The following is a 17,602-nucleotide window of genomic DNA, read 5'->3' as shown; positions in this document are numbered from 1 at the left end:
TGCTTTTTTGTCATTTAGCCTATATTATGCGCTATTTTATACCGTACATACCTTGCCCAACTCGTATTTCTGGATATAATTATCACAGGCTTCCCCTATAGAAGATAGAACCCCTTATGTAATCATATCTCGGCTGCATTGTAACCTGCTACATAACCAGTAGAAAAGGCAGCTTGTAAATTAAAACCACCAGTATAACCATCAATATCAATTACTTCACCAGCAAAAAATAATCCTTCTACAATTTTTGATTCCATTGTTTTAGGATTTATCTCCTTTACATAGACCCCGCCTGCTGTAACAATTGCCTCACTAACTGGTCGTGTCGCTGTTATCGTAAAAGTTAATTTAGTAATCTGCTCTTGCAAACGTACACGTTCACTTTTAGTAATTTGATGTACAAATTTATCAGGATCAAGATGAGCCAAATCGATAACAACATTAATTAATTTGGCTGGCAATAACTCACCAAGAGAATTTTTTAATTGCTTACGAGCAAATTTTTCAAAATCTCGTTGGATGCGCTTGTCAAGTATTTCTGCTGATAAGGCCGGCTTTAAGTTAATTTCCATCAGTATTTCTTCATTAGGATGATGATTCAATAGTTCAGCTACCTTTTTGCTTAATGACAAAATAATGGGACCAGATAAACCATAATGAGTAAATAACATCTCGCCAAAATCCTCCGCTACTTTTTTTCCTGCGAAGATGACACTAGCTGAGACATTTTTTAAGGAAAGCCCTTGTAATTCACGAATCCAATCTTCTCCTACTTCCAGTGGCACTAATGATGGTTTTAATGGAATAATAGTATGTCCAACGACCTCACTCATACGATACCCATCACCAGAAGAACCGGTTCCCGGATAAGAAGAACCACCTGTGGCCACAATTACAGCTTCGGCATCATATTTCACATTATTATTAGCAAGCACTCCTGTTACCTTGCCATTATGTGTAAGGATTCTTTTTACCTGCTGCCCCGTTACTACTTCAATATTTAGATCTTTAAAGGCCCTTAAAAAGGCACCTACTACATCTTTGGCCTGATCACTAACCGGAAAAACCCGCCCACCTCTTTCTATTTTAGTCATAACACCATAATGATGTAAAAAATCTATAATATCTTGGTTACCAAACTTATGTAAAGAGCTATAAATAAAAGCTCCATTTCCTGGAATGTTTTTAATAATAATCTCTTTTTCAGCAATATTAGTAATATTACATCTACCTTTACCAGTAATTGATAATTTTCTGCCTAAAGAAGCCATTTTTTCCAAAACAATGACTTTACCACCATTTTGACTAGCACTAACTGCAGCCATCATACCGGCAGCACCACCGCCAACTACAATAATGTTCTTCATCTTATCACCTTTTTCATTTTTTAGTAAAACAAAAAACCCTTATTATATTACACAATAAGGGCTCGCACACTCATTTATTAATGTTCTGTAATGCTTCCACTTCTTGAGGCAATAAATGCCTATACCCTCCTCGGCGTAACCCTTCTAGTGTTAAAAAAGCAAATTTAACCCGTTTGAGTTGTTTTACATCAGAGCCAATAGCTTCAAACATACGGCGAATTTGACGATTCTTTCCCTCATGAATGGTAATTCTCAAACTGGTTAGATTTCTTTCTCGATCAAATTCCATTTCATCAATTATCGCAGGAGCTGTCACACCATCTTCTAATCGAATACCAATTCGCAGTAAATCAATTTTTTCTTGAGAAGGTCTACCAGCAACTTTGGCAATATATGTTTTATCAATTTTTTTGCTAGGATGAATTAGAGCATTGGTTAGTGCACCATCATTAGTTAGTAGCAGTAAGCCTTCCGTGTTATAATCAAGTCTACCTACAGGGTAAATACGCTGTGTGATGTCAGTGACCAATGATGCCACCGTTTTACGATCTTGGGGATCTTTTAATGTGGTTAGGATTCCTTTTGGCTTATATAGTAAAATATATACCAGTTTTTCTCCTGCAATAAGTTTACCATCCACGGCAACCCGATCTTTACCAGGAATGACTTTAGTACCTAACTCGGTAACTACTTTACCATTTACCGATACCCGACCTTGCTGTATAATTTTCTCCGATTCTCTTCTGGAAGCAATTCCAGCTTGGCTGATAATTTTCTGCAAACGTTCTAACATCATAAACTCCTTTTAATAATTAATCTTCAACAATTTTTGAAAAATCAATTTGTTGCTTACACAGTCTAATTTCTGTATTGCCCTGCACCTTTTTTATGCAGCTACCACAAATACCTTCGCCACAGCACATAGTCGCATTATTCGTAGCCACCATAGGTATATTAACACCTGCCGCTTGCATGGTTCTAATAATTGCGTAATGCTGATTATCAGGACCAGCGCTTACCACTAAATCAGGTTTTTGATATAACCCCTCTTTCAACATAGAGAGGCCATTTTTACGTAAGGAAGACACGATATGTACTGTCACACCTAATTCAGTTAGTTGTTCTTTTATAAAAATCTTTCCTACTTTTCCAGGAGCCAAAACCGCTGTAATTTGATTATTATTTTTTTTCAAATTAACTGCGAGGGGCAGCGCAGGAGCTTGCCCAATACCACCAGCTACTAATATTATCTTACCATAAGTAAGATTGTCAATCCAGGGTTGACCTAAAACTCCATTCCAATAAGGTCCACGCACTACTAATTTATCATTATTTTCTGCTATGATCCTAATTGATTTCGGTCCAATCGCCTCAATGACTACGTCTAACATATTTCCTTGCACACTCATAATATTAACAGGAAAGTAAAAAAAGGCGGGATCATTAGGTCTTTTTAAGAATACAAAAGAACCAATTTTCATTAAAGGTTCTGCAAATGTATTACTCACTTGCATTTCCAGTCTATATGTATTATCGCTAATCTGTTCTTTTACGGTAAAGGAAACCTCTTCCTCCATCCTTGTTGCTATACTTTCTTCACATTGCTGTATTTTTTTATACTGCCAATGTTTCTCATATAATATACATACACCCGCCCAATTACAATTACAAGTTGCCTCTCCTTTTAAATGACTGCAAAAAGTACATTGATTTGCTTCAGCTAACAAACAAGGGCAATATTTTGAATTAATATCAATACATTGGGAGATATTTCTATCCATATTTATACCTCCTTATACTAGGCAAACGCTATAAATATCTTTAAATCCAGCCTGAGCTACTCTATCGTGTATCTCAGTTCGATTCATGGAATATAAAGATAACGTCTTCATTCGCTCAAAATATACAGATCCAGAGAAGGTATACCGTATACTTAGGCCTGCTTCTAATTTCATCTGTTCATGTACAAAAGCAATAAAATCACCAGAAGCTATTGAGGTTGGCAATTCTAAATATTTCATATCTAAGCAGTGCCGAACCGCATTATTTCCTGCAAGCAAGCCTGTTACTACTGCTTCTGTATGCCCTACAAGAATTGCTGATTTTTCACCGCAGCAAAATAGATTGTCCAACCCCTCAACCTTCAATGAATTTGTACATGGTGCAATTCCTAAATATCGTATAGAATTCCCCATGCTACCAGCATAAGGATCTTCATAGCGCGCTTTTTCTAAGCCTGGAATGCTTCTTAAATCTTCCAAGGGAAAATATGGCGTCATTAATTTGGCATGCCCAGTATCTAGCAGTACTAAATTAACGGCATATTCATTTAAAGCATATTGAGTACAAGCCTTTTTACCTAATGAACTACTTTTCTGTAATCTTTCTGGTAACGGTAATACTACAACACCATCCCGATCTAAAGAATCTTTGATTTCGATACTAAGAGATTCTTTGCATAATTTACACGACCCACTCATTGCACCAAAGGATCCATCTGATTTTCTTCCCATTAGTTCTTTTATCTCTGCCTTAGCCGTAACACTAACGCGAGGACCAAATGATGGACAACGCATTACGCACATAGCACACCCATTACCATAGGTAAGGCAATTTCCCATAGATCCCGCAGTACCAGTTGCATCTACAAATACATCACCCTTTATTTCAATCCCACCATCTATAATCAATGTATGTATTCTTTTTCCATGTTTTAACACATCGACTACCCTTGTATTTGTTTTAATCTCAATTCCATAATTTTGTAGAATCTTTTTTACTAAAGGTTCCATTGTTGTTACATCATAAGTGGAAGCATGATTATGGCCAGGAAATGAAATACCTTTATGTCTTGCATTTGCATCCATTGCAACAAAAATATCCCCGCCCCCCATTGCAATAGCTTCTTCTGCTGCAGTATGCCTTCCATTATTACGAAATATACCTCCTACTAAGCCAGTGCCCAGTAGTGAATCAGTACGCTCTAATAACAGTACTTGTGCCCCAGCTTTAGATGCTGATAGTGCTGCGGCACAACCTGCCCATCCCCCTCCAACCACGACCACTTTTAGCATAAACATCCCTCCATATCATTCTGCTATCACACTACAGTCTATTCTCGCCCTTACTAAGTGCCACTCGATAGGTAAATAAAAAATAGGCGATTTATAAAATCACCTAATCTAATGTCATTATATTGTTAGTGAGAGTGGTTTTCTAAAATAATTAATCAAATAATTTTGTACAGATGTAGATAGAACCTACAAAACCAATTAAATCGCCTAATAAACCTACAAATACAGAATAGCGCGGTTTCGTTATACCAATAGCCCCAAAATAAACTGTTAAAATATAAAAAGTTGTATCCGTACTTCCTAAAACAGTAGAAGCAATACGTCCAAGCATAGAATCAGGTCCATGAGTGTTTAATATTTCCGTGGTTATCCCTAAAGCTCCTGTACCTGATAAAGGACGCATAATCGCTAAAGGAACCAATTCTGCTGGTACGCCATAAAACTCTAATATTGGTTTTAGAGCATCAACCCATACATCCATGGCCCCTGATAACCGAAAGATATTTATAGCTACCATCATTGCCACCAAAAATGGCATAATACGAATGGCAGTATGAAATCCTTCTGATGCTCCTTCGACAAAAGCTTCATATACTTTAACACGGCGAAAATAGCCAACGATAGGAACCAGAAGTAAAATAATAGGTATTACCCAAAGAGATAACTGCTCGGTAAGCAGGCTAAACATATTGTTTACCTCCTCACACGAATCTGATAATACATTCGGCAAAGACGATCTGCGATGATCACACTCATTGTGGCCCCCAAACTTACAATTAGGGTGGCACCAACAATTTCTGTAGGATTGATTGATCCAGCAGCGGATCGAATTGCAATAATAGTCGCAGGCACCAACGTAAATCCAGCTGTACATAATGCTAATAGCGTACACATTGCATCAGAAGCTTTTTCTTTTTCTTTATTAATGCTCTGCAATTCTTGCATCGCTTTTATACCAAGAGGAGTTACTGCATTTCCCAAACCTAGCATATTTGCACTAAGAACCATGATGATTGCTCCCATAGCAGGATGATTTTTAGGTACACTAGGAAATAAGAAACAAATTAGTGGACTTAATATTCTTGAAAAAAATCGTATGATACCTGCTAATTCAGCAATTTTCATAACCCCCAACCACAGGCACATAACTCCAATTAACTTAAATGATAGGCCTACAGCTCCTTCTGCAGCACTAATCGCTCCTTGGGTTACCACTTCTATTCTTCCCTGCCAACCGGCATAAAGTATACCCGTTACCATTAAAAATAACCAGATTAAATTAATCATATACACACCCCCTATGAGGGTATGTTGTATGTCTTATCACTAGAACAAATACATGCCGAGTTTTAAAAAAGAAAAAAGTGAGAACTTAGTCTCACTTTTAAGCAAAATTTTTAAGAAAAAACGTTACAATATTCCAAGCTGAAGCAACTAATGTACCAAAAAAAGATTTTCGTTCAACACTCTCGTCTGCTACTAAATCAACCACGGCCACTTCAGTATTATTATAGAAAACTCTTGCCACACCCAGTTTCTGTCCTTTTGTTATCGGTGCTTCTAAGATCATTGGAGCATCAATGACTGTACTAAATTCATCTTTATCTTTTTCTGAAACTGGAAGGATGATGCTTGTATTTGCAACTAATTTCAGAAGTTCAGATTTACCATTTGCTACCCTCGTGGTTTTTAATATATCACCTTGATTAAATACTGTTTCTGGCTTTAACTGACTAAATGCAAAATCTAATAGAGTTTTGGAATCATCCCACATGGTTTCACTATCTAAAACCACCGCAATAAGTTGTATATTATCGCGTTTTGCGCCTGAAACCAAGCAACGACCAGCAGCATCTGTATAACCTGTTTTTACACCATTGCCCCCTTCATAAAACCAAAGCATTTTATTTTCATTATACAAATCACGAATATCTCCCTTGACAGTAGGAGGAAGGATTTTATGTTCTGTGCTCACAATTTGTGTAAACAATGGATTTTTATAACCATATGCCGCAATTCTAGCTAGATCATGAGCAGTGGTGTAATGGTTAGGATCAGGTAAACCGCTAGAGTTAGTAAAATTAGTATCCCTGGCACCAATAGCATGTGCCTTCTCTGTCATTAATTCAGCAAATTTCTGTACACTTCCTGATACATGTTCAGCAACAGCTACAGTAGCATCATTACCTGAGATAAGCATAATGCCATATAATAGATCAGTCATCGTCATCTGCTCTCCCTGTGTTAACCACAAAGTTGAGCCTTCTGTACTCGCTGCATTAGGACTTGCAGTAATTACATCATCAAGGTTACCATGCTCAAGAGCTACAATTAAACTCATCATTTTAGTTGTACTCGCAGGGTAACGTCGTTCTTTAGCTGCTTTACTGTAGATAACTTTTCCTGTAGCTGCATCCATTACAATAGCTGATTTTGCTGTGACATTTGGATAATTGGCCGCTGCAAAAACTGTACTTGTTGTTATAAAAAGCATTAAAACAACTGTCGATATGCCAATCTTCTTTTTTTTAATCATGACTAATTATCCCTTTCTTAGGTGTGCTGGTTTTAGAACAATACTTTTATATTATAACGATCTTCTGACAACTCGTCAAAATAAAGATACATTATTACAAGTAGTACCGGAAATAATACTACCTAAGGAGCATAGAAAACGTAGCAATAAGCTATGATTTTTACTAATCTGCTTCCTATCCTATTAAATCTTAGGAGGTGAAGTTATATGGAATCATTAGATATAGCAACAACGCTGCGTAATACTTTAACGCACAAACAAGAGCTGGTACGGGATTATCAAAGTTTCGCTAAGCAAATCAACAACGCTAACGTTTCTAAAATGTATAGTCATTTTGCTGAGGCAGAAGCATTGCAAGCTACTCAAATAAAAGAGCAGCTAGACCAATTACATTAACCCAGTATTACATTATATGTAAAAAGCCGCACAATTATGTGCGGCTTTTACATACCATAAGTATAGCACTTTCTTCTTTTATTAGCATCTTTTGATTCAACAATTTTTTAATACCTAACTATTCTGGGTTTCAGCTGTTTTTGCCAGCTCATCCATATCATCAGTTGTATCCTTTTTACTGCCATCTAACATATCTTGAAGCTTACTTAACACTTTAGGTACTAAATCTATTATTCTATCGTAAATTAGATTTCCCTCTACTGGCATAAAACGAACACCATGCACAGGCGAACACACTAAAAAACCTACTGGTTTGACACTCACACCTGCACCGCTGCCGCCACCAAAAGCATAATTTTTTTGAGATTGACCCTGACCTATTTCATCAGGTTCACAATTGCCTCCGCCTGCCGCAAAGCCGAAGGAAACTCGAGAAATGGGCAGGATCACAGTACCATCAGGAGTTTCAACTGCATCTCCAACAATTGTATTCACATCTACCATATCTTTAATACTTTCCATAGCAGTTTTCATTAAACCTTGAATTGGATGGTCAGACACTTTCTATTTCCCCTTTACTATTTAATGTTATATATACTTCTGAATGCTTTTATAACATTGCCAAGTCTTATACTGAATATACATTGAAAGTCTATCTCAAATTGATTAGATCCAAAAATTGGCTTAACCTCAATATCTAACGTCCCAATTGAAAAAATTCTTCTTTTTAATTGATTCATTAACAATGTCTTAAAAGCCCATAATAATCCGACTAGAGCACCTGTCAAGGCTGCATCTTCTGATCCAAACTTTGTTTTCCAATACAGTTTTTCACAAACTACCAATTTTAATAATTTTTCAATTATTTTACAATATTTTTTTGTATAATGATGAAACTTTTGAATGGTATATTTTATTTTTCGAGGGTGTTTCTTAACTAGCTGATCAGTTTTTTTTATCATTTTTTCATCTCGGAGGGGATCGGTCTTTTCCTGACTGACTGCAGTCCTTACGGTGGATTCCAACTTAAACTCACCTGATTTTTCTACAATTCTAACCATAGGAACTTGCATCGTATAGGAGATTAGCTTTTTTAATGCATAAACATTTACTGCTACATAATCGTTCTCGTCATTTCGTTTATATGTTACTTCTATATAAATCTTGCTAAAAGAAATTAGAAAAACGATTATTAACGTTGCCACGATAAACGTTAATCCAAATTCCATAGTACTGCCTCTTTTTATCATTTATTTCTCTTACTATATTTTTATTGTTAGCCTAATGATCTCAATCTATGCAAAAAAAAGCAGCCCTAAGGCTGCATATTATGGTAGAAGTTCAGCTAAAGGAGGTAAGTCCTGTAGACCATTCAGACCAAAACACTTCAAGAAATTTTCAGTTGTTCCATACAAAATCGGTCGTCCAATCGTCTCTTTTCGTCCAATTTCCTTTATCATTTGTCGCTCATTTAGTGTAGCAAGAACTCGATCAATTTTCACACCACGAATATTTTCAATTTCAATCTTTGTAATTGGCTGCTTAAAAGCGATAATCGATAATGTTTCCATGGCGGCAGCAGACAATTTATTATCTTGAACTTGTCCTAATTTTTCTAAAGTTGTTGATAATTCAGGTTTAGTACATAACTGATAACCAGCAGCAACTTTTATAATCGTCAGTCCCCGATGCTCTTCAGCCATATCCTGGATCAGTTCCTCTATTAATGATAGAATATGCTCTTCAGGTATCTCAAGGATTTGAGCTATTTTATGTATCGTAATAGGGTCGCCGCTAACAAAAAGTAAAGCTTCTATATGTTTCTTATACTTTAAATAAAACATTTTGCTATTCACTCTTTCAATGTAATGTAAATCGTCGAAAACCGTCCTTGTTGGGAAATGAGCACTCTTTGCAATTTTACCAATTCTAATAACGCTAAGAAAGCTGCTATTACTTCAGATTTGGTACCCTTGCGAATTAACGTCTGATGAAACTCAATTGTACCTTTATATTTATATAATAGATGAATAATATCATACATCTTATCTTGGATACTAAATTCTTCACGAGACACTAATTCGTAATCATCAATACTACTTTCCCATACGGCTGCAAAAGCTACCACTAAATCATTAATATTTAACCCCGAAGGCAACGGAATCTTTATAGGAAATTCTTCTGGCAAACGAGTAAAAAAATGTTCTCTTTGCTTTAGCATTTCTTCCATTACTACCGACATATCCTTAAATTTTCGATACTCTAACAGCCTGTCAACCAATTCCTGGCGAGGATCTTCTTCCTCCGTTAATTCTACAATTTGCGAAGGACGCGGCAACAACATACGGGACTTTATCTGCAATAAAGTTGCTGCCATAAGTAAGAACCCACTGGCAATATCAATGTTAAACTCCTCTAATGCTTTAAGATAGGTCATGTATTGTTCTGTTACCACTGCAATCGGTATATCATAAATATCAATTTGATTTTTTTCAATTAGGTGCATTAATAAATCCATTGGACCTTCAAAAATTTCTAGTTTAATTTTATAATCTGGCATAGCTAAGCAAGATTCATAGCTTGGCGAACTTCGTCCATTGTCTTGGCAGCAACGGTTCTTGCTCTTTCACCACCAAACACTAAAATTTCTTTAACCCGCCCTGGATTTTTTTCCAGTTCCTGACGACGCACATGTATATCAGCTAAGCTATTAACCATTTTTTCTGCTAAACATTTCTTGCAATCGACGCAGCCAATCGTTGCCTGACGACAGGACTGAGCAATTTCATTAGATTGTTCTGCATTAAAAGTTTTATGAAATGTATACACTGTGCATACATCAGGATTACCTAAATCTGTACGCTTTACCCGATTGGGGTCTGTTATCATTAGACGAATTCTGGCTCGAAGTTCATCTGGACTCGCAGCAAAGGGAATTTCATTCCCATAGGATTTGCTCATCTTTCTGCCATCAATACCAGGTAATATAGCAGATTTACTTAAACTTGGTTTTGGTTCAGGAAATATAGGTTGATATAAGTTATTAAACCTTCTTACAATTTCCCGTGATAATTCTAAATGTGGAAGTTGATCTTCCCCTACAGGAATGGTGTCAGCTTTATATAAAATAATATCAGCTGTCATTAACTCTGGATATCCTAAAAAACCATAGGTGTTAATATCCTTGCCTTGAATTCCTAATTGTTGCAATTTATCTTTATAAGTTGGTACACGTTCTAACCAAGATAATGGAGTCATCATTGATAATAATAAATGTAACTCTGCATGTTCTTTTACATGAGATTGTACAAAAATAACATTCCTTTCGGGATCTAAACCAGCACTTAACCAATCTAAGGCCATTTCATGAATGCGTTCAGGTATTTTGCTAGTATCTTCATAAGAAGATGTAAGTGCATGCCAATCTACTATACTGAAAAAGCATTCATATTCATGCTGTAATTTTACCCAATTTTCCAAAGCTCCCATATAATTTCCTAAATGAAATTTACCTGATGGCTGCATGCCGCTAAAAATTCGTCCTTTGGTCATTTTTAAATTTCCTCCTGATTAAAGAATTATCTTCACGATTTGATTAATAAAAAAACTAATGGCATTATAAAAAGGTGTTATAAAAACATGAATTACATTAAAATAAACTAATGCCAATAAAATAAATGGTGCATACGGTTCAATTTTTTCTAACATATATGCTTGACGTGCCGGCAATATATTCATCAAAACCTTTGAACCATCCAAAGGAGGCAATGGAATCATATTAAATACTGCAAAAATGATATTATAGCTATATGTGAAGTTTAACACCATAGCTAATCCAGTGGATAACAGCTGCATCTTAGCTAAAATAGCATAAAGAATCGCAGCCATCAAAGCCATAATTACATTTGAAACTGGTCCTGCTATAGCAACTAAGAGAGTTCCCTTTCGCCAATTATCAAAATTGTTAGGATTAATTGGTACAGGCTTAGCCCAACCAAACTTAAACAACCATAACATAATAAGCCCAAAAGGATCAAGATGAGAAATTGGATTTAATGTTAATCGTCCCATCATTTTAGGAGTATTATCTCCCATCCAAACCGCCACTCTGGCATGAGCATATTCATGTATGGTTAATGCAATAAGCAATGCCGGAATTCTAAATATCATATTTTCATCAAAACCAAACACTAGTGTTCCTCCTTAAGCTAATATCATTGACCGTAAAACAGCAAATAGTAACCTCATTATACTAGAAAATTTTAGCTAAAGCAAAATATTAACTAAAATGAAGAAGTTCTAACTAGATTATACTTAAGTTTCTCACGATATTGCATTAGATATGAAGTGTTGTTTTATTATATTTCTAGAATAAATAAGATGCTACTAGCAGATGCTATTATCAAAAGGAGGAGCTACATTGACATATTCAAATTATTCAACTTTAAAGTTAGTTAGTGTTATTAGCCTTACTTTATTAGTAAGTGGTTGTAACATGTTTACTCCACTAAAGAAACCTGAAATAGGACCTGCTGGCAGCCCTGTGGAAACAAAATCAAATCCACCTATCAGTCAACGATTCGAATCGCCTCCTAAAGAGCTCTATGATTTGGAAGCTACTGCTGGTGTCATTTTTCAAGGAATCAATAAAAAAGACTGGGTACAAGCAGAGCGTGGTGTTGCTACATTGCAAACCCTATGGCCGCAAATTAAAGATTTAGCTGGCAATAAAAAAGGAATTAAAGATGCCGATGAGGCACTCACAACATTAGAAACAGATATCAATAAACAAAGCAGTAGTGCTTCCTATGAAAGTCTTATTAAATTTATGGCAAGTGTTAGCGATGTAGGAAAATCATATAAATTATCTCCGTTATCGGATATTGTCGCAATTGGCAACACCATTCGAAATGTTAGCTTCTATGTACAAGAAAAAGACTGGGATAAAGCAAAAGCAAAAATGAAAGAGTTAGAAGGAGCTTGGGGGCAGGCTAAACCGAGCATGGAAAAAGTCGGTATACTTAGTGAAATAACAAAAACCCATTCGGCTGTCAAACAATTGAAAGATGCTGTTGAAGCAGAAAATAAAGGAGCAGCCGAAGAGCAAATAGCCAATATTAATGCGAGTATGGGAATCATAAGAGAGTACTACCATGGTAAATAATAAATCCTCGCATCTGCGAGGATTTATTATTTACCATTCTTATTTTCTTCACCTTCATTGTCTAAACGATCTTTATCTTGCGGTTTTAATGCAGCAGGACGTAATATTTTGCTCGGTAACGGCAAACGTAATAATACGTCTTTCATACCTCCAAGATTAAAGGGTAATAGAGGCCACAAATAAGGAATACCAAAAGATTTTGTAGTAGCGATAACAATGAAAATACCAAGTAAGCCAACTAATAAGCCTGGCAATTTAAAAAAGATAACTAATATTAATAATATCGCTCGGAAGAATCGTATTGCCATAGCAAATTCTATACTTGGTGTAGCAAAAGCGCCAACAGCTGCTACTGCAGTGTAAAAGATGATTTCATTACCGAATAACCCTACTTTAGTAGCAAACTCACCTATCATAAAAGCACCTATAAAACCAAGAGCCGTAGACTGGGCCGATGGTACATGTACAGTAGCCATACGCACCAATTCTACCCCTAGCTCTGCTAGAATGAACTGAAATCCAAGAGGAATAATTCCTGGATCTCGGGGACCAAGAAAGGCCAAAGATTCAGGCAGCAAATGACGTTGTAATACCAATGCCAACCATAATGGTGGCAACAATAAGGATAAAAAAACTCCTAATAATCGTACCATACGAAGGTAGGAACCAACAACAACATGTTGATGAAATTCTTCGACGTGTTGTACATGATGCCAGAATGTTGTAGGTAAAATCATAATATTAGGTGAAGTGTCAATCACTAAGCAGACATGACCTTCTAATAAATGAACAGCTGCTACATCTGGACGCTCTGTATAACGCACCTTAGGTAAAGGATTCCATTTACTTCCACCTACGATAAATTCTTCGATTGCTTTTTCTGCCATGGGTATGCCATCAATATTAATGTTATTTAGCCGTTCTTTCACGATATCAACTAATTTAGGATCCGTTACGTCTTTAATATATGCGACTGCAATATCACCTTGTGAGCGAGTTCCTATTTTAACAATTTCAAACCGCAACTGTGGATCACGAAGACGTCTTCTAATTAAAGCCGTGTTAAAAACTAATGTTTCAACGAAAGAATCTCTCGAACCCCTCGTCACTTTTTCAATTGTAGATTCACTAGGCATTCTAGCTGGATATGAGCGAGCATCAATAATGATTAGTTCTTCTTCGCCATCTACTAAGAACAATAATTCACCTGATAACAAGCTCGTAACTGCGTCATTCATATTGCCCATTAATTTTACCTGTGAATGAGTAACTCTAGTATAAAATAGCTTCTGCAGTGTATTAATTGTTAACTCATCAGGATGTAGGGTAAGCATATCCTGAATAACATTAGTAAGGAGTATATCATTCGTCATTGCATTAATGGAAAAAGATGCTGCTCGTTTGCGACCTATTTTATATTCACGAAAAATAATATCAAAACTTTCTCCTACTCCTAAAAAATCTTTTAGATAATTAATATTATGATCGATATCTTTCTCAATTTTCTTTTGTTCTTCCATATTCAATACCACTCCGTTTTAAGATCTCTTCAATTGCTTTACGTGTAATAGGCGCACCCCGCCCAATATCATCCGCTCTGTCCATCTTCCCAATATCTCCCACGCCGACAATAAAAGGTATGTCTACATAATTTAGTACATCTACGGTATCGCCAGTAATAATAGATTTTTTTTCATGTGTCTTCTTGCAAACACCGTTTTTATCGACCGAATGATTTACGATATCACCACTACTGGTTATGCACTCATCAGCTGCAATTCCAACTATACCCGTAGTATTCGATGCAACAGCGACTGCACCCAATACTTCAATATCAGGGTGGGAAGCAACATATTCCATTGCAACTTCTCCGTTACCTTTGTGACGACTTCCCCGGTCATCGAACATAACAAGTACGGGATCATGATGAACTGTTTTTAGCAATTTTACGATTTCTTTTCCACTAATTGGAGTGGGATTACCGCCTGATGCTGATATACAACGAAGACCTAAGGATATAGCAATATCCTCCACTACATGTTGTGCAACTCTATCGCCATCTGTAACTAAGATTACTCGTATTTTTTCGGACAATATTTTCACCTCATGATTTTTTTTTAGTTTCTTTACTTAATAAATGGCTAATATTTGTCGCCACTTTTTCACTTTTACTAATGACTTCTTTAAGTTTTTGCAAACTAGTTTCTAGTTCGTTAGCCAATTCGTATTGTGTTTGGGCTAAGACCTGACTAACAGTCTGAACAGCCATAGAATCCTGTTGCTGCTGTTTCATATCAGATTTTTTAGTGTCATCAGTTTGTGGATTTGAAGAATTGTCCTCACTATTGCTCTTGCCTTGCAGCATTGTACTTACCAAGGTTTTTAATTCTTGTAATAACTCCTTATCCCCTTGTTCGGTGCTGCCACTTTGTAACAGTTGTTCAGATAGTTTTGCTTGAAGAAGTTTTTTACTTAGAGAACCATCAGTATTCTTTCCAGCATCAGAAGAAGTATTTTTTTTACTATCATCATTTGAACTTTTCATTTCCTCTAAATTACTATTAAGCTTTTCTAATAAGGAAATAATTTCTTTATCATTACCACTATCCACTTTAGTTTGAGCTTGGATAAATCCTTGAGCCATATCTGCAATTAAGTTATTTGTATCACCATTATTCTTATAGTCGTTATCATCTTTTATTGGTCGTTCCTCAATTGTTCTTCCATAATGCATAGAACGTCGTGCAGTTCTTCTCTCCATCTTTTTCACCTCACACAAAAATCTTCCATAGACTAATTAAACATGCTAAAACAAATAAACGAAAATTAACTACTGCAAAAGGATACTTAAGAGTACTCAGCGGATTCAACAAGCGAGATGTAGGTTCAAAAGCAATACCTCCTGCAAGGGAACTTGCAATGTAATTAGCTAAAGATCCGCTAAAAAGTAATAAAGTTCCTATTAGACTTGTATTATAATTACTAACTGCAATTGTCCCAAAAGCACCAGCTGCTACAATGGTATCAATTTGTCCATTAAAAAGAACTGCCATTACAATCTCCCCTAGTTCATGCAAGCTAATCGCAAGTAAAACATAATGGGGGTAACGTATGCCAATTAGACAAATTGTGGCGACTATACCAATAAAATCGATAATTAACATCAGCCACCCTTGCCTTTAGGATTAAATAATACTGACATGAAGAAGCCAAAGACTACGGCAGCCATGATTCCGGTTGCTGTTGCTTTTAAAGCACCACTAAAAATTCCGAGAAAGCCAAAGCTATTAATATCTTCAATTGTCCCTGCTACCAAAGCATGACCAAAGCCTAATAAAGGAACTGTTGCACCAGCACCTGCAATATCTACTAAAGGCTGATATAAACCTACACCGCTTAGTATTCCCCCTAATACCACAAATAAAACTAAAACATGAGCAGGTGTTAAGGGAGTTAAATCCATTAGTAATTGTCCAATCACACATAAACCTCCTCCCACAACAAATACCATTATATACAAAGACGTGATAAACCCCTCCTTTTTATAAATGTTTATGGTATTTCTATTGATACAGCATGGGCAATACAAGGAATCGATTCCTTTTGTTGATAAGATGTTGTACTATGTAAACTACCTGTTCCCAAGAAAAGTATTTTTTTCAATTTATCCTGTAGTAATCTTTTATAAATGTACCCACATAACACGATTGCGGAGCTGGCGCATCCACTAGCACCTGCATGAGCATCTTGATTCTCCTTATAAACCATACAGCCACAATCTTGATAGTTATTGGAAATATCTACTCCTTTTTCTTGCAGCAGCTGTATGACTAAATCTCTTCCTACACTTCCTAAATCTCCAGTAAAGATCATGTCATAATAAGCTGGCGTTCTTCCAATATCCTGAAGATGTTGCCATATGGTATCAACTGCAGCTGGTGCCATAGCTGGTCCCATTGCATTCGGATCTTTTATACCATAATCAACAATCTTACCAATTGTTCCTGTAGTAATACGCGGACCACTACCCGAGGTAGAAACAACTACAGCTCCCGATCCTGTTACTGTCCATTGAGCTCCAGGCGGCCGTTGTACACCCATTTCATTAGGAAAACGATATTGTCGCTCTGCAGCATCATGATGGCTAGAAGCAGCCGCTACAATTTTATTAAAAAATCCCCCATCTAGTAATGTAGCACTTAACAGCATGCCTTCTACCATAGTAGAGCATGCTCCATATAAGCCTAAGAATGGTCTTTTTAAATTTTTCATTGCAAAATGAGTACTCATTAACTGATTCAGCAAATCACCAGCAAAGACACAGTCAACCTCTTCCATCGTGCTACTTTCTTTTTCTATCGCTTTTTTTATCGCATATTCCATCAAATACGATTCACATTGCTCCCAACTAGCCAAACCATTTAGGTTATCCGGCATAATATAATCAAAGTATCCTTGTAATAACCCTTTTCCTTCCATAGGGCCAACAATATTTGCTGTGCTCGTTATGATTGGAGGATTTGTAAAAACAACACTTTGCATACCTTGTTTTTTATTCATTTAATCTACCTCCTATTGTCTGATCCAATAGATTAAGCCAATTATAAATGCAGTTACCATTCCATATACTAATACCGGTCCGGCAATAACAAACATTTTAGCTCCAACACCAAATACATAGCCTTCACGTTTAAACTCCATAGCTGGCGCTACAATGGAGTTTGCAAATCCTGTTATAGGGACAATTGAACCTGCCCCAGCTCGCTTGCCTAAGTCATCATAAACACCAATCCCTGTAAAAAACGCTCCTAAAAAGACTAATACAGCTGTCGCACAAGCAGAAGCCTCTTTTTTTGGTAAACCTAGCCCCAAGAAATAATCTGTAAATAATTGCCCTAAAGTACAAATAAGTCCACCAACGACAAAGGCCCAGCAAATATTCTTAAGTAACGGGGGGGTGGGCGTAACATTATCTACCTTACTTTGATATTTTTGTTGCTGCATTTTTTCTTTAATCTCTTGTTGTTTCTTATTCATTTCATTAGGCATATTGTCACCCTTTGTA

At 36.3% G+C, this 17,602-nt stretch carries 22 protein-coding genes; 2 read left to right on the top strand and 20 right to left on the bottom strand.

Going from position 1 to position 17,602, the window contains the following annotated elements; translation table 11 throughout:
* Positions 1-122 precede the first annotated feature (122 nt).
* The 7 genes from LMF89_RS03230 to LMF89_RS03200 form a co-directional block, all read right to left on the bottom strand.
* On the bottom strand, positions 123-1,367 hold the full coding sequence (locus LMF89_RS03230) for a BaiN/RdsA family NAD(P)/FAD-dependent oxidoreductase (protein ID WP_229533867.1): 1,245 nt from the start codon (positions 1,365-1,367) through the stop codon (positions 123-125).
* Positions 1,368-1,437: 70 nt separating this feature from the next.
* Positions 1,438-2,160 (bottom strand): pseudouridine synthase, encoded by a 723-nt coding sequence (locus LMF89_RS03225; protein ID WP_229534016.1) that lies wholly within the window; start codon positions 2,158-2,160, stop codon positions 1,438-1,440.
* Between the two features lie 19 nt (positions 2,161-2,179).
* Positions 2,180-3,148: a hypothetical protein gene (locus LMF89_RS03220; RefSeq protein WP_229533866.1), complete on the bottom strand. Its 969-nt coding sequence runs from the start codon at positions 3,146-3,148 to the stop codon at positions 2,180-2,182.
* Positions 3,149-3,160: 12 nt separating this feature from the next.
* Positions 3,161-4,441 carry an FAD-dependent oxidoreductase gene (locus tag LMF89_RS03215; protein WP_229533865.1) on the bottom strand — a complete coding sequence of 427 codons (1,281 nt, stop codon included), beginning with the start codon at positions 4,439-4,441 and terminating at the stop codon, positions 3,161-3,163.
* Positions 4,442-4,592: 151 nt separating this feature from the next.
* Positions 4,593-5,129, bottom strand: a complete 537-nt coding sequence (locus tag LMF89_RS03210) for a spore maturation protein (RefSeq protein WP_229533864.1) — start codon at positions 5,127-5,129, stop codon at positions 4,593-4,595.
* Between the two features lie 5 nt (positions 5,130-5,134).
* Positions 5,135-5,728 carry a nucleoside recognition domain-containing protein gene (locus tag LMF89_RS03205; RefSeq protein ID WP_229533863.1) on the bottom strand — a complete coding sequence of 198 codons (594 nt, stop codon included), beginning with the start codon at positions 5,726-5,728 and terminating at the stop codon, positions 5,135-5,137.
* Between the two features lie 97 nt (positions 5,729-5,825).
* Positions 5,826-6,977, bottom strand: coding sequence for a D-alanyl-D-alanine carboxypeptidase family protein (locus LMF89_RS03200; protein ID WP_229533862.1), 1,152 nt, complete (start codon positions 6,975-6,977; stop codon positions 5,826-5,828).
* 207 nt (positions 6,978-7,184) lie between these two features.
* Between LMF89_RS03200 and LMF89_RS03195 the strand changes: the two genes are divergently transcribed.
* A complete protein-coding gene (locus LMF89_RS03195; protein WP_007953406.1) occupies positions 7,185-7,373 on the top strand; it encodes a hypothetical protein in 189 nt (62 codons plus the stop codon).
* A gap of 114 nt (positions 7,374-7,487) precedes the next feature.
* Here the strand turns inward: LMF89_RS03195 and ytfJ are convergent, their stop codons facing one another.
* The 6 genes from ytfJ to LMF89_RS03165 form a co-directional block, all read right to left on the bottom strand.
* Positions 7,488-7,934, bottom strand: a complete 447-nt coding sequence (gene ytfJ, locus LMF89_RS03190; RefSeq protein WP_007953408.1) for a GerW family sporulation protein — start codon at positions 7,932-7,934, stop codon at positions 7,488-7,490.
* Positions 7,935-7,951: 17 nt separating this feature from the next.
* Positions 7,952-8,602, bottom strand: a complete 651-nt coding sequence (locus LMF89_RS03185) for a DUF2953 domain-containing protein (protein WP_229533861.1) — start codon at positions 8,600-8,602, stop codon at positions 7,952-7,954.
* Between the two features lie 99 nt (positions 8,603-8,701).
* Positions 8,702-9,217: an SMC-Scp complex subunit ScpB gene (scpB, locus tag LMF89_RS03180; RefSeq protein ID WP_007953412.1), complete on the bottom strand. Its 516-nt coding sequence runs from the start codon at positions 9,215-9,217 to the stop codon at positions 8,702-8,704.
* 8 nt (positions 9,218-9,225) lie between these two features.
* Positions 9,226-9,933, bottom strand: a complete 708-nt coding sequence (locus LMF89_RS03175; RefSeq protein ID WP_229533860.1) for a segregation and condensation protein A — start codon at positions 9,931-9,933, stop codon at positions 9,226-9,228.
* A 2-nt stretch (positions 9,934-9,935) separates the two neighbouring features.
* Positions 9,936-10,925, bottom strand: coding sequence for a tryptophan--tRNA ligase (trpS, locus tag LMF89_RS03170; protein ID WP_007953417.1), 990 nt, complete (start codon positions 10,923-10,925; stop codon positions 9,936-9,938).
* An 18-nt stretch (positions 10,926-10,943) separates the two neighbouring features.
* Positions 10,944-11,564 carry a site-2 protease family protein gene (locus LMF89_RS03165; RefSeq protein ID WP_007953418.1) on the bottom strand — a complete coding sequence of 207 codons (621 nt, stop codon included), beginning with the start codon at positions 11,562-11,564 and terminating at the stop codon, positions 10,944-10,946.
* Positions 11,565-11,793: 229 nt separating this feature from the next.
* Here LMF89_RS03165 and LMF89_RS03160 point away from each other — a divergent pair, with 229 nt between their 5' ends.
* Positions 11,794-12,537: a DUF4363 family protein gene (locus LMF89_RS03160; protein ID WP_229533859.1), complete on the top strand. Its 744-nt coding sequence runs from the start codon at positions 11,794-11,796 to the stop codon at positions 12,535-12,537.
* A gap of 26 nt (positions 12,538-12,563) precedes the next feature.
* Here LMF89_RS03160 and LMF89_RS03155 read toward each other — a convergent pair whose 3' ends face one another.
* Genes LMF89_RS03155 through spoVAC form a run of 7 tightly spaced genes read right to left on the bottom strand, consistent with a single transcriptional unit; the run spans position 12,564 to position 17,586 of the window.
* Entirely contained in the window at positions 12,564-14,057 is a 1,494-nt protein-coding gene (locus LMF89_RS03155) for a spore germination protein (protein WP_007953420.1), read from the bottom strand.
* Positions 14,035-14,640: a stage V sporulation protein SpoVABEA gene (spoVAEA, locus tag LMF89_RS03150; protein ID WP_229533858.1), complete on the bottom strand. Its 606-nt coding sequence runs from the start codon at positions 14,638-14,640 to the stop codon at positions 14,035-14,037. Before spoVAEA ends, LMF89_RS03155 begins: the two co-directional genes overlap by 23 nt.
* Before the next feature lies 1 nt (position 14,641).
* Positions 14,642-15,298 (bottom strand): hypothetical protein, encoded by a 657-nt coding sequence (locus LMF89_RS03145; RefSeq protein WP_229533857.1) that lies wholly within the window; start codon positions 15,296-15,298, stop codon positions 14,642-14,644.
* 10 nt (positions 15,299-15,308) lie between these two features.
* Positions 15,309-15,701 (bottom strand): hypothetical protein, encoded by a 393-nt coding sequence (locus LMF89_RS03140; protein ID WP_229533856.1) that lies wholly within the window; start codon positions 15,699-15,701, stop codon positions 15,309-15,311.
* Positions 15,701-16,048: a stage V sporulation protein AE gene (gene spoVAE, locus LMF89_RS03135; RefSeq protein WP_071882488.1), complete on the bottom strand. Its 348-nt coding sequence runs from the start codon at positions 16,046-16,048 to the stop codon at positions 15,701-15,703. Before spoVAE ends, LMF89_RS03140 begins: the two co-directional genes overlap by 1 nt.
* A 41-nt stretch (positions 16,049-16,089) precedes the next feature.
* Positions 16,090-17,097: a stage V sporulation protein AD gene (gene spoVAD / locus LMF89_RS03130; protein ID WP_229533855.1), complete on the bottom strand. Its 1,008-nt coding sequence runs from the start codon at positions 17,095-17,097 to the stop codon at positions 16,090-16,092.
* A 12-nt stretch (positions 17,098-17,109) separates the two neighbouring features.
* Positions 17,110-17,586 (bottom strand): stage V sporulation protein AC, encoded by a 477-nt coding sequence (spoVAC, locus tag LMF89_RS03125; protein WP_229533854.1) that lies wholly within the window; start codon positions 17,584-17,586, stop codon positions 17,110-17,112.
* Positions 17,587-17,602 lie beyond the last annotated feature (16 nt).

Source organism: Pelosinus baikalensis (assembly GCF_020819555.1).
GTDB classification, from domain to species: Bacteria; Bacillota; Negativicutes; order DSM-13327; family DSM-13327; genus Pelosinus; species Pelosinus baikalensis.
This window is presented reverse-complemented; position numbering and strand designations above follow the sequence as displayed.

Excerpts from the sequence above, each read along its gene's own strand:
- LMF89_RS03230 (WP_229533867.1), bottom strand. The coding sequence starts at position 1,367 with ATGAAGAACATTATTGTAGTTGGCGGTGGTGCTGCCGGTATGATGGCT.
- LMF89_RS03225 (WP_229534016.1), bottom strand. The coding sequence starts at position 2,160 with ATGTTAGAACGTTTGCAGAAAATTATCAGCCAAGCTGGAATTGCTTCC.
- LMF89_RS03220 (WP_229533866.1), bottom strand. The coding sequence starts at position 3,148 with ATGGATAGAAATATCTCCCAATGTATTGATATTAATTCAAAATATTGC.
- LMF89_RS03215 (WP_229533865.1), bottom strand. The coding sequence starts at position 4,441 with ATGCTAAAAGTGGTCGTGGTTGGAGGGGGATGGGCAGGTTGTGCCGCA.
- LMF89_RS03210 (WP_229533864.1), bottom strand. The coding sequence starts at position 5,129 with ATGTTTAGCCTGCTTACCGAGCAGTTATCTCTTTGGGTAATACCTATT.
- LMF89_RS03205 (WP_229533863.1), bottom strand. The coding sequence starts at position 5,728 with ATGATTAATTTAATCTGGTTATTTTTAATGGTAACGGGTATACTTTAT.
- LMF89_RS03200 (WP_229533862.1), bottom strand. The coding sequence starts at position 6,977 with ATGATTAAAAAAAAGAAGATTGGCATATCGACAGTTGTTTTAATGCTT.
- LMF89_RS03195 (WP_007953406.1), top strand. The coding sequence starts at position 7,185 with ATGGAATCATTAGATATAGCAACAACGCTGCGTAATACTTTAACGCAC.
- LMF89_RS03185 (WP_229533861.1), bottom strand. The coding sequence starts at position 8,602 with ATGGAATTTGGATTAACGTTTATCGTGGCAACGTTAATAATCGTTTTT.
- scpB (WP_007953412.1), bottom strand. The coding sequence starts at position 9,217 with ATGTTTTATTTAAAGTATAAGAAACATATAGAAGCTTTACTTTTTGTT.
- LMF89_RS03175 (WP_229533860.1), bottom strand. The coding sequence starts at position 9,933 with ATGCCAGATTATAAAATTAAACTAGAAATTTTTGAAGGTCCAATGGAT.
- trpS (WP_007953417.1), bottom strand. The coding sequence starts at position 10,925 with ATGACCAAAGGACGAATTTTTAGCGGCATGCAGCCATCAGGTAAATTT.
- LMF89_RS03155 (WP_007953420.1), bottom strand. The coding sequence starts at position 14,057 with ATGGAAGAACAAAAGAAAATTGAGAAAGATATCGATCATAATATTAAT.
- LMF89_RS03145 (WP_229533857.1), bottom strand. The coding sequence starts at position 15,298 with ATGGAGAGAAGAACTGCACGACGTTCTATGCATTATGGAAGAACAATT.
- LMF89_RS03140 (WP_229533856.1), bottom strand. The coding sequence starts at position 15,701 with ATGTTAATTATCGATTTTATTGGTATAGTCGCCACAATTTGTCTAATT.
- spoVAE (WP_071882488.1), bottom strand. The coding sequence starts at position 16,048 with ATGGTATTTGTTGTGGGAGGAGGTTTATGTGTGATTGGACAATTACTA.
- spoVAD (WP_229533855.1), bottom strand. The coding sequence starts at position 17,097 with ATGAATAAAAAACAAGGTATGCAAAGTGTTGTTTTTACAAATCCTCCA.
- spoVAC (WP_229533854.1), bottom strand. The coding sequence starts at position 17,586 with ATGCCTAATGAAATGAATAAGAAACAACAAGAGATTAAAGAAAAAATG.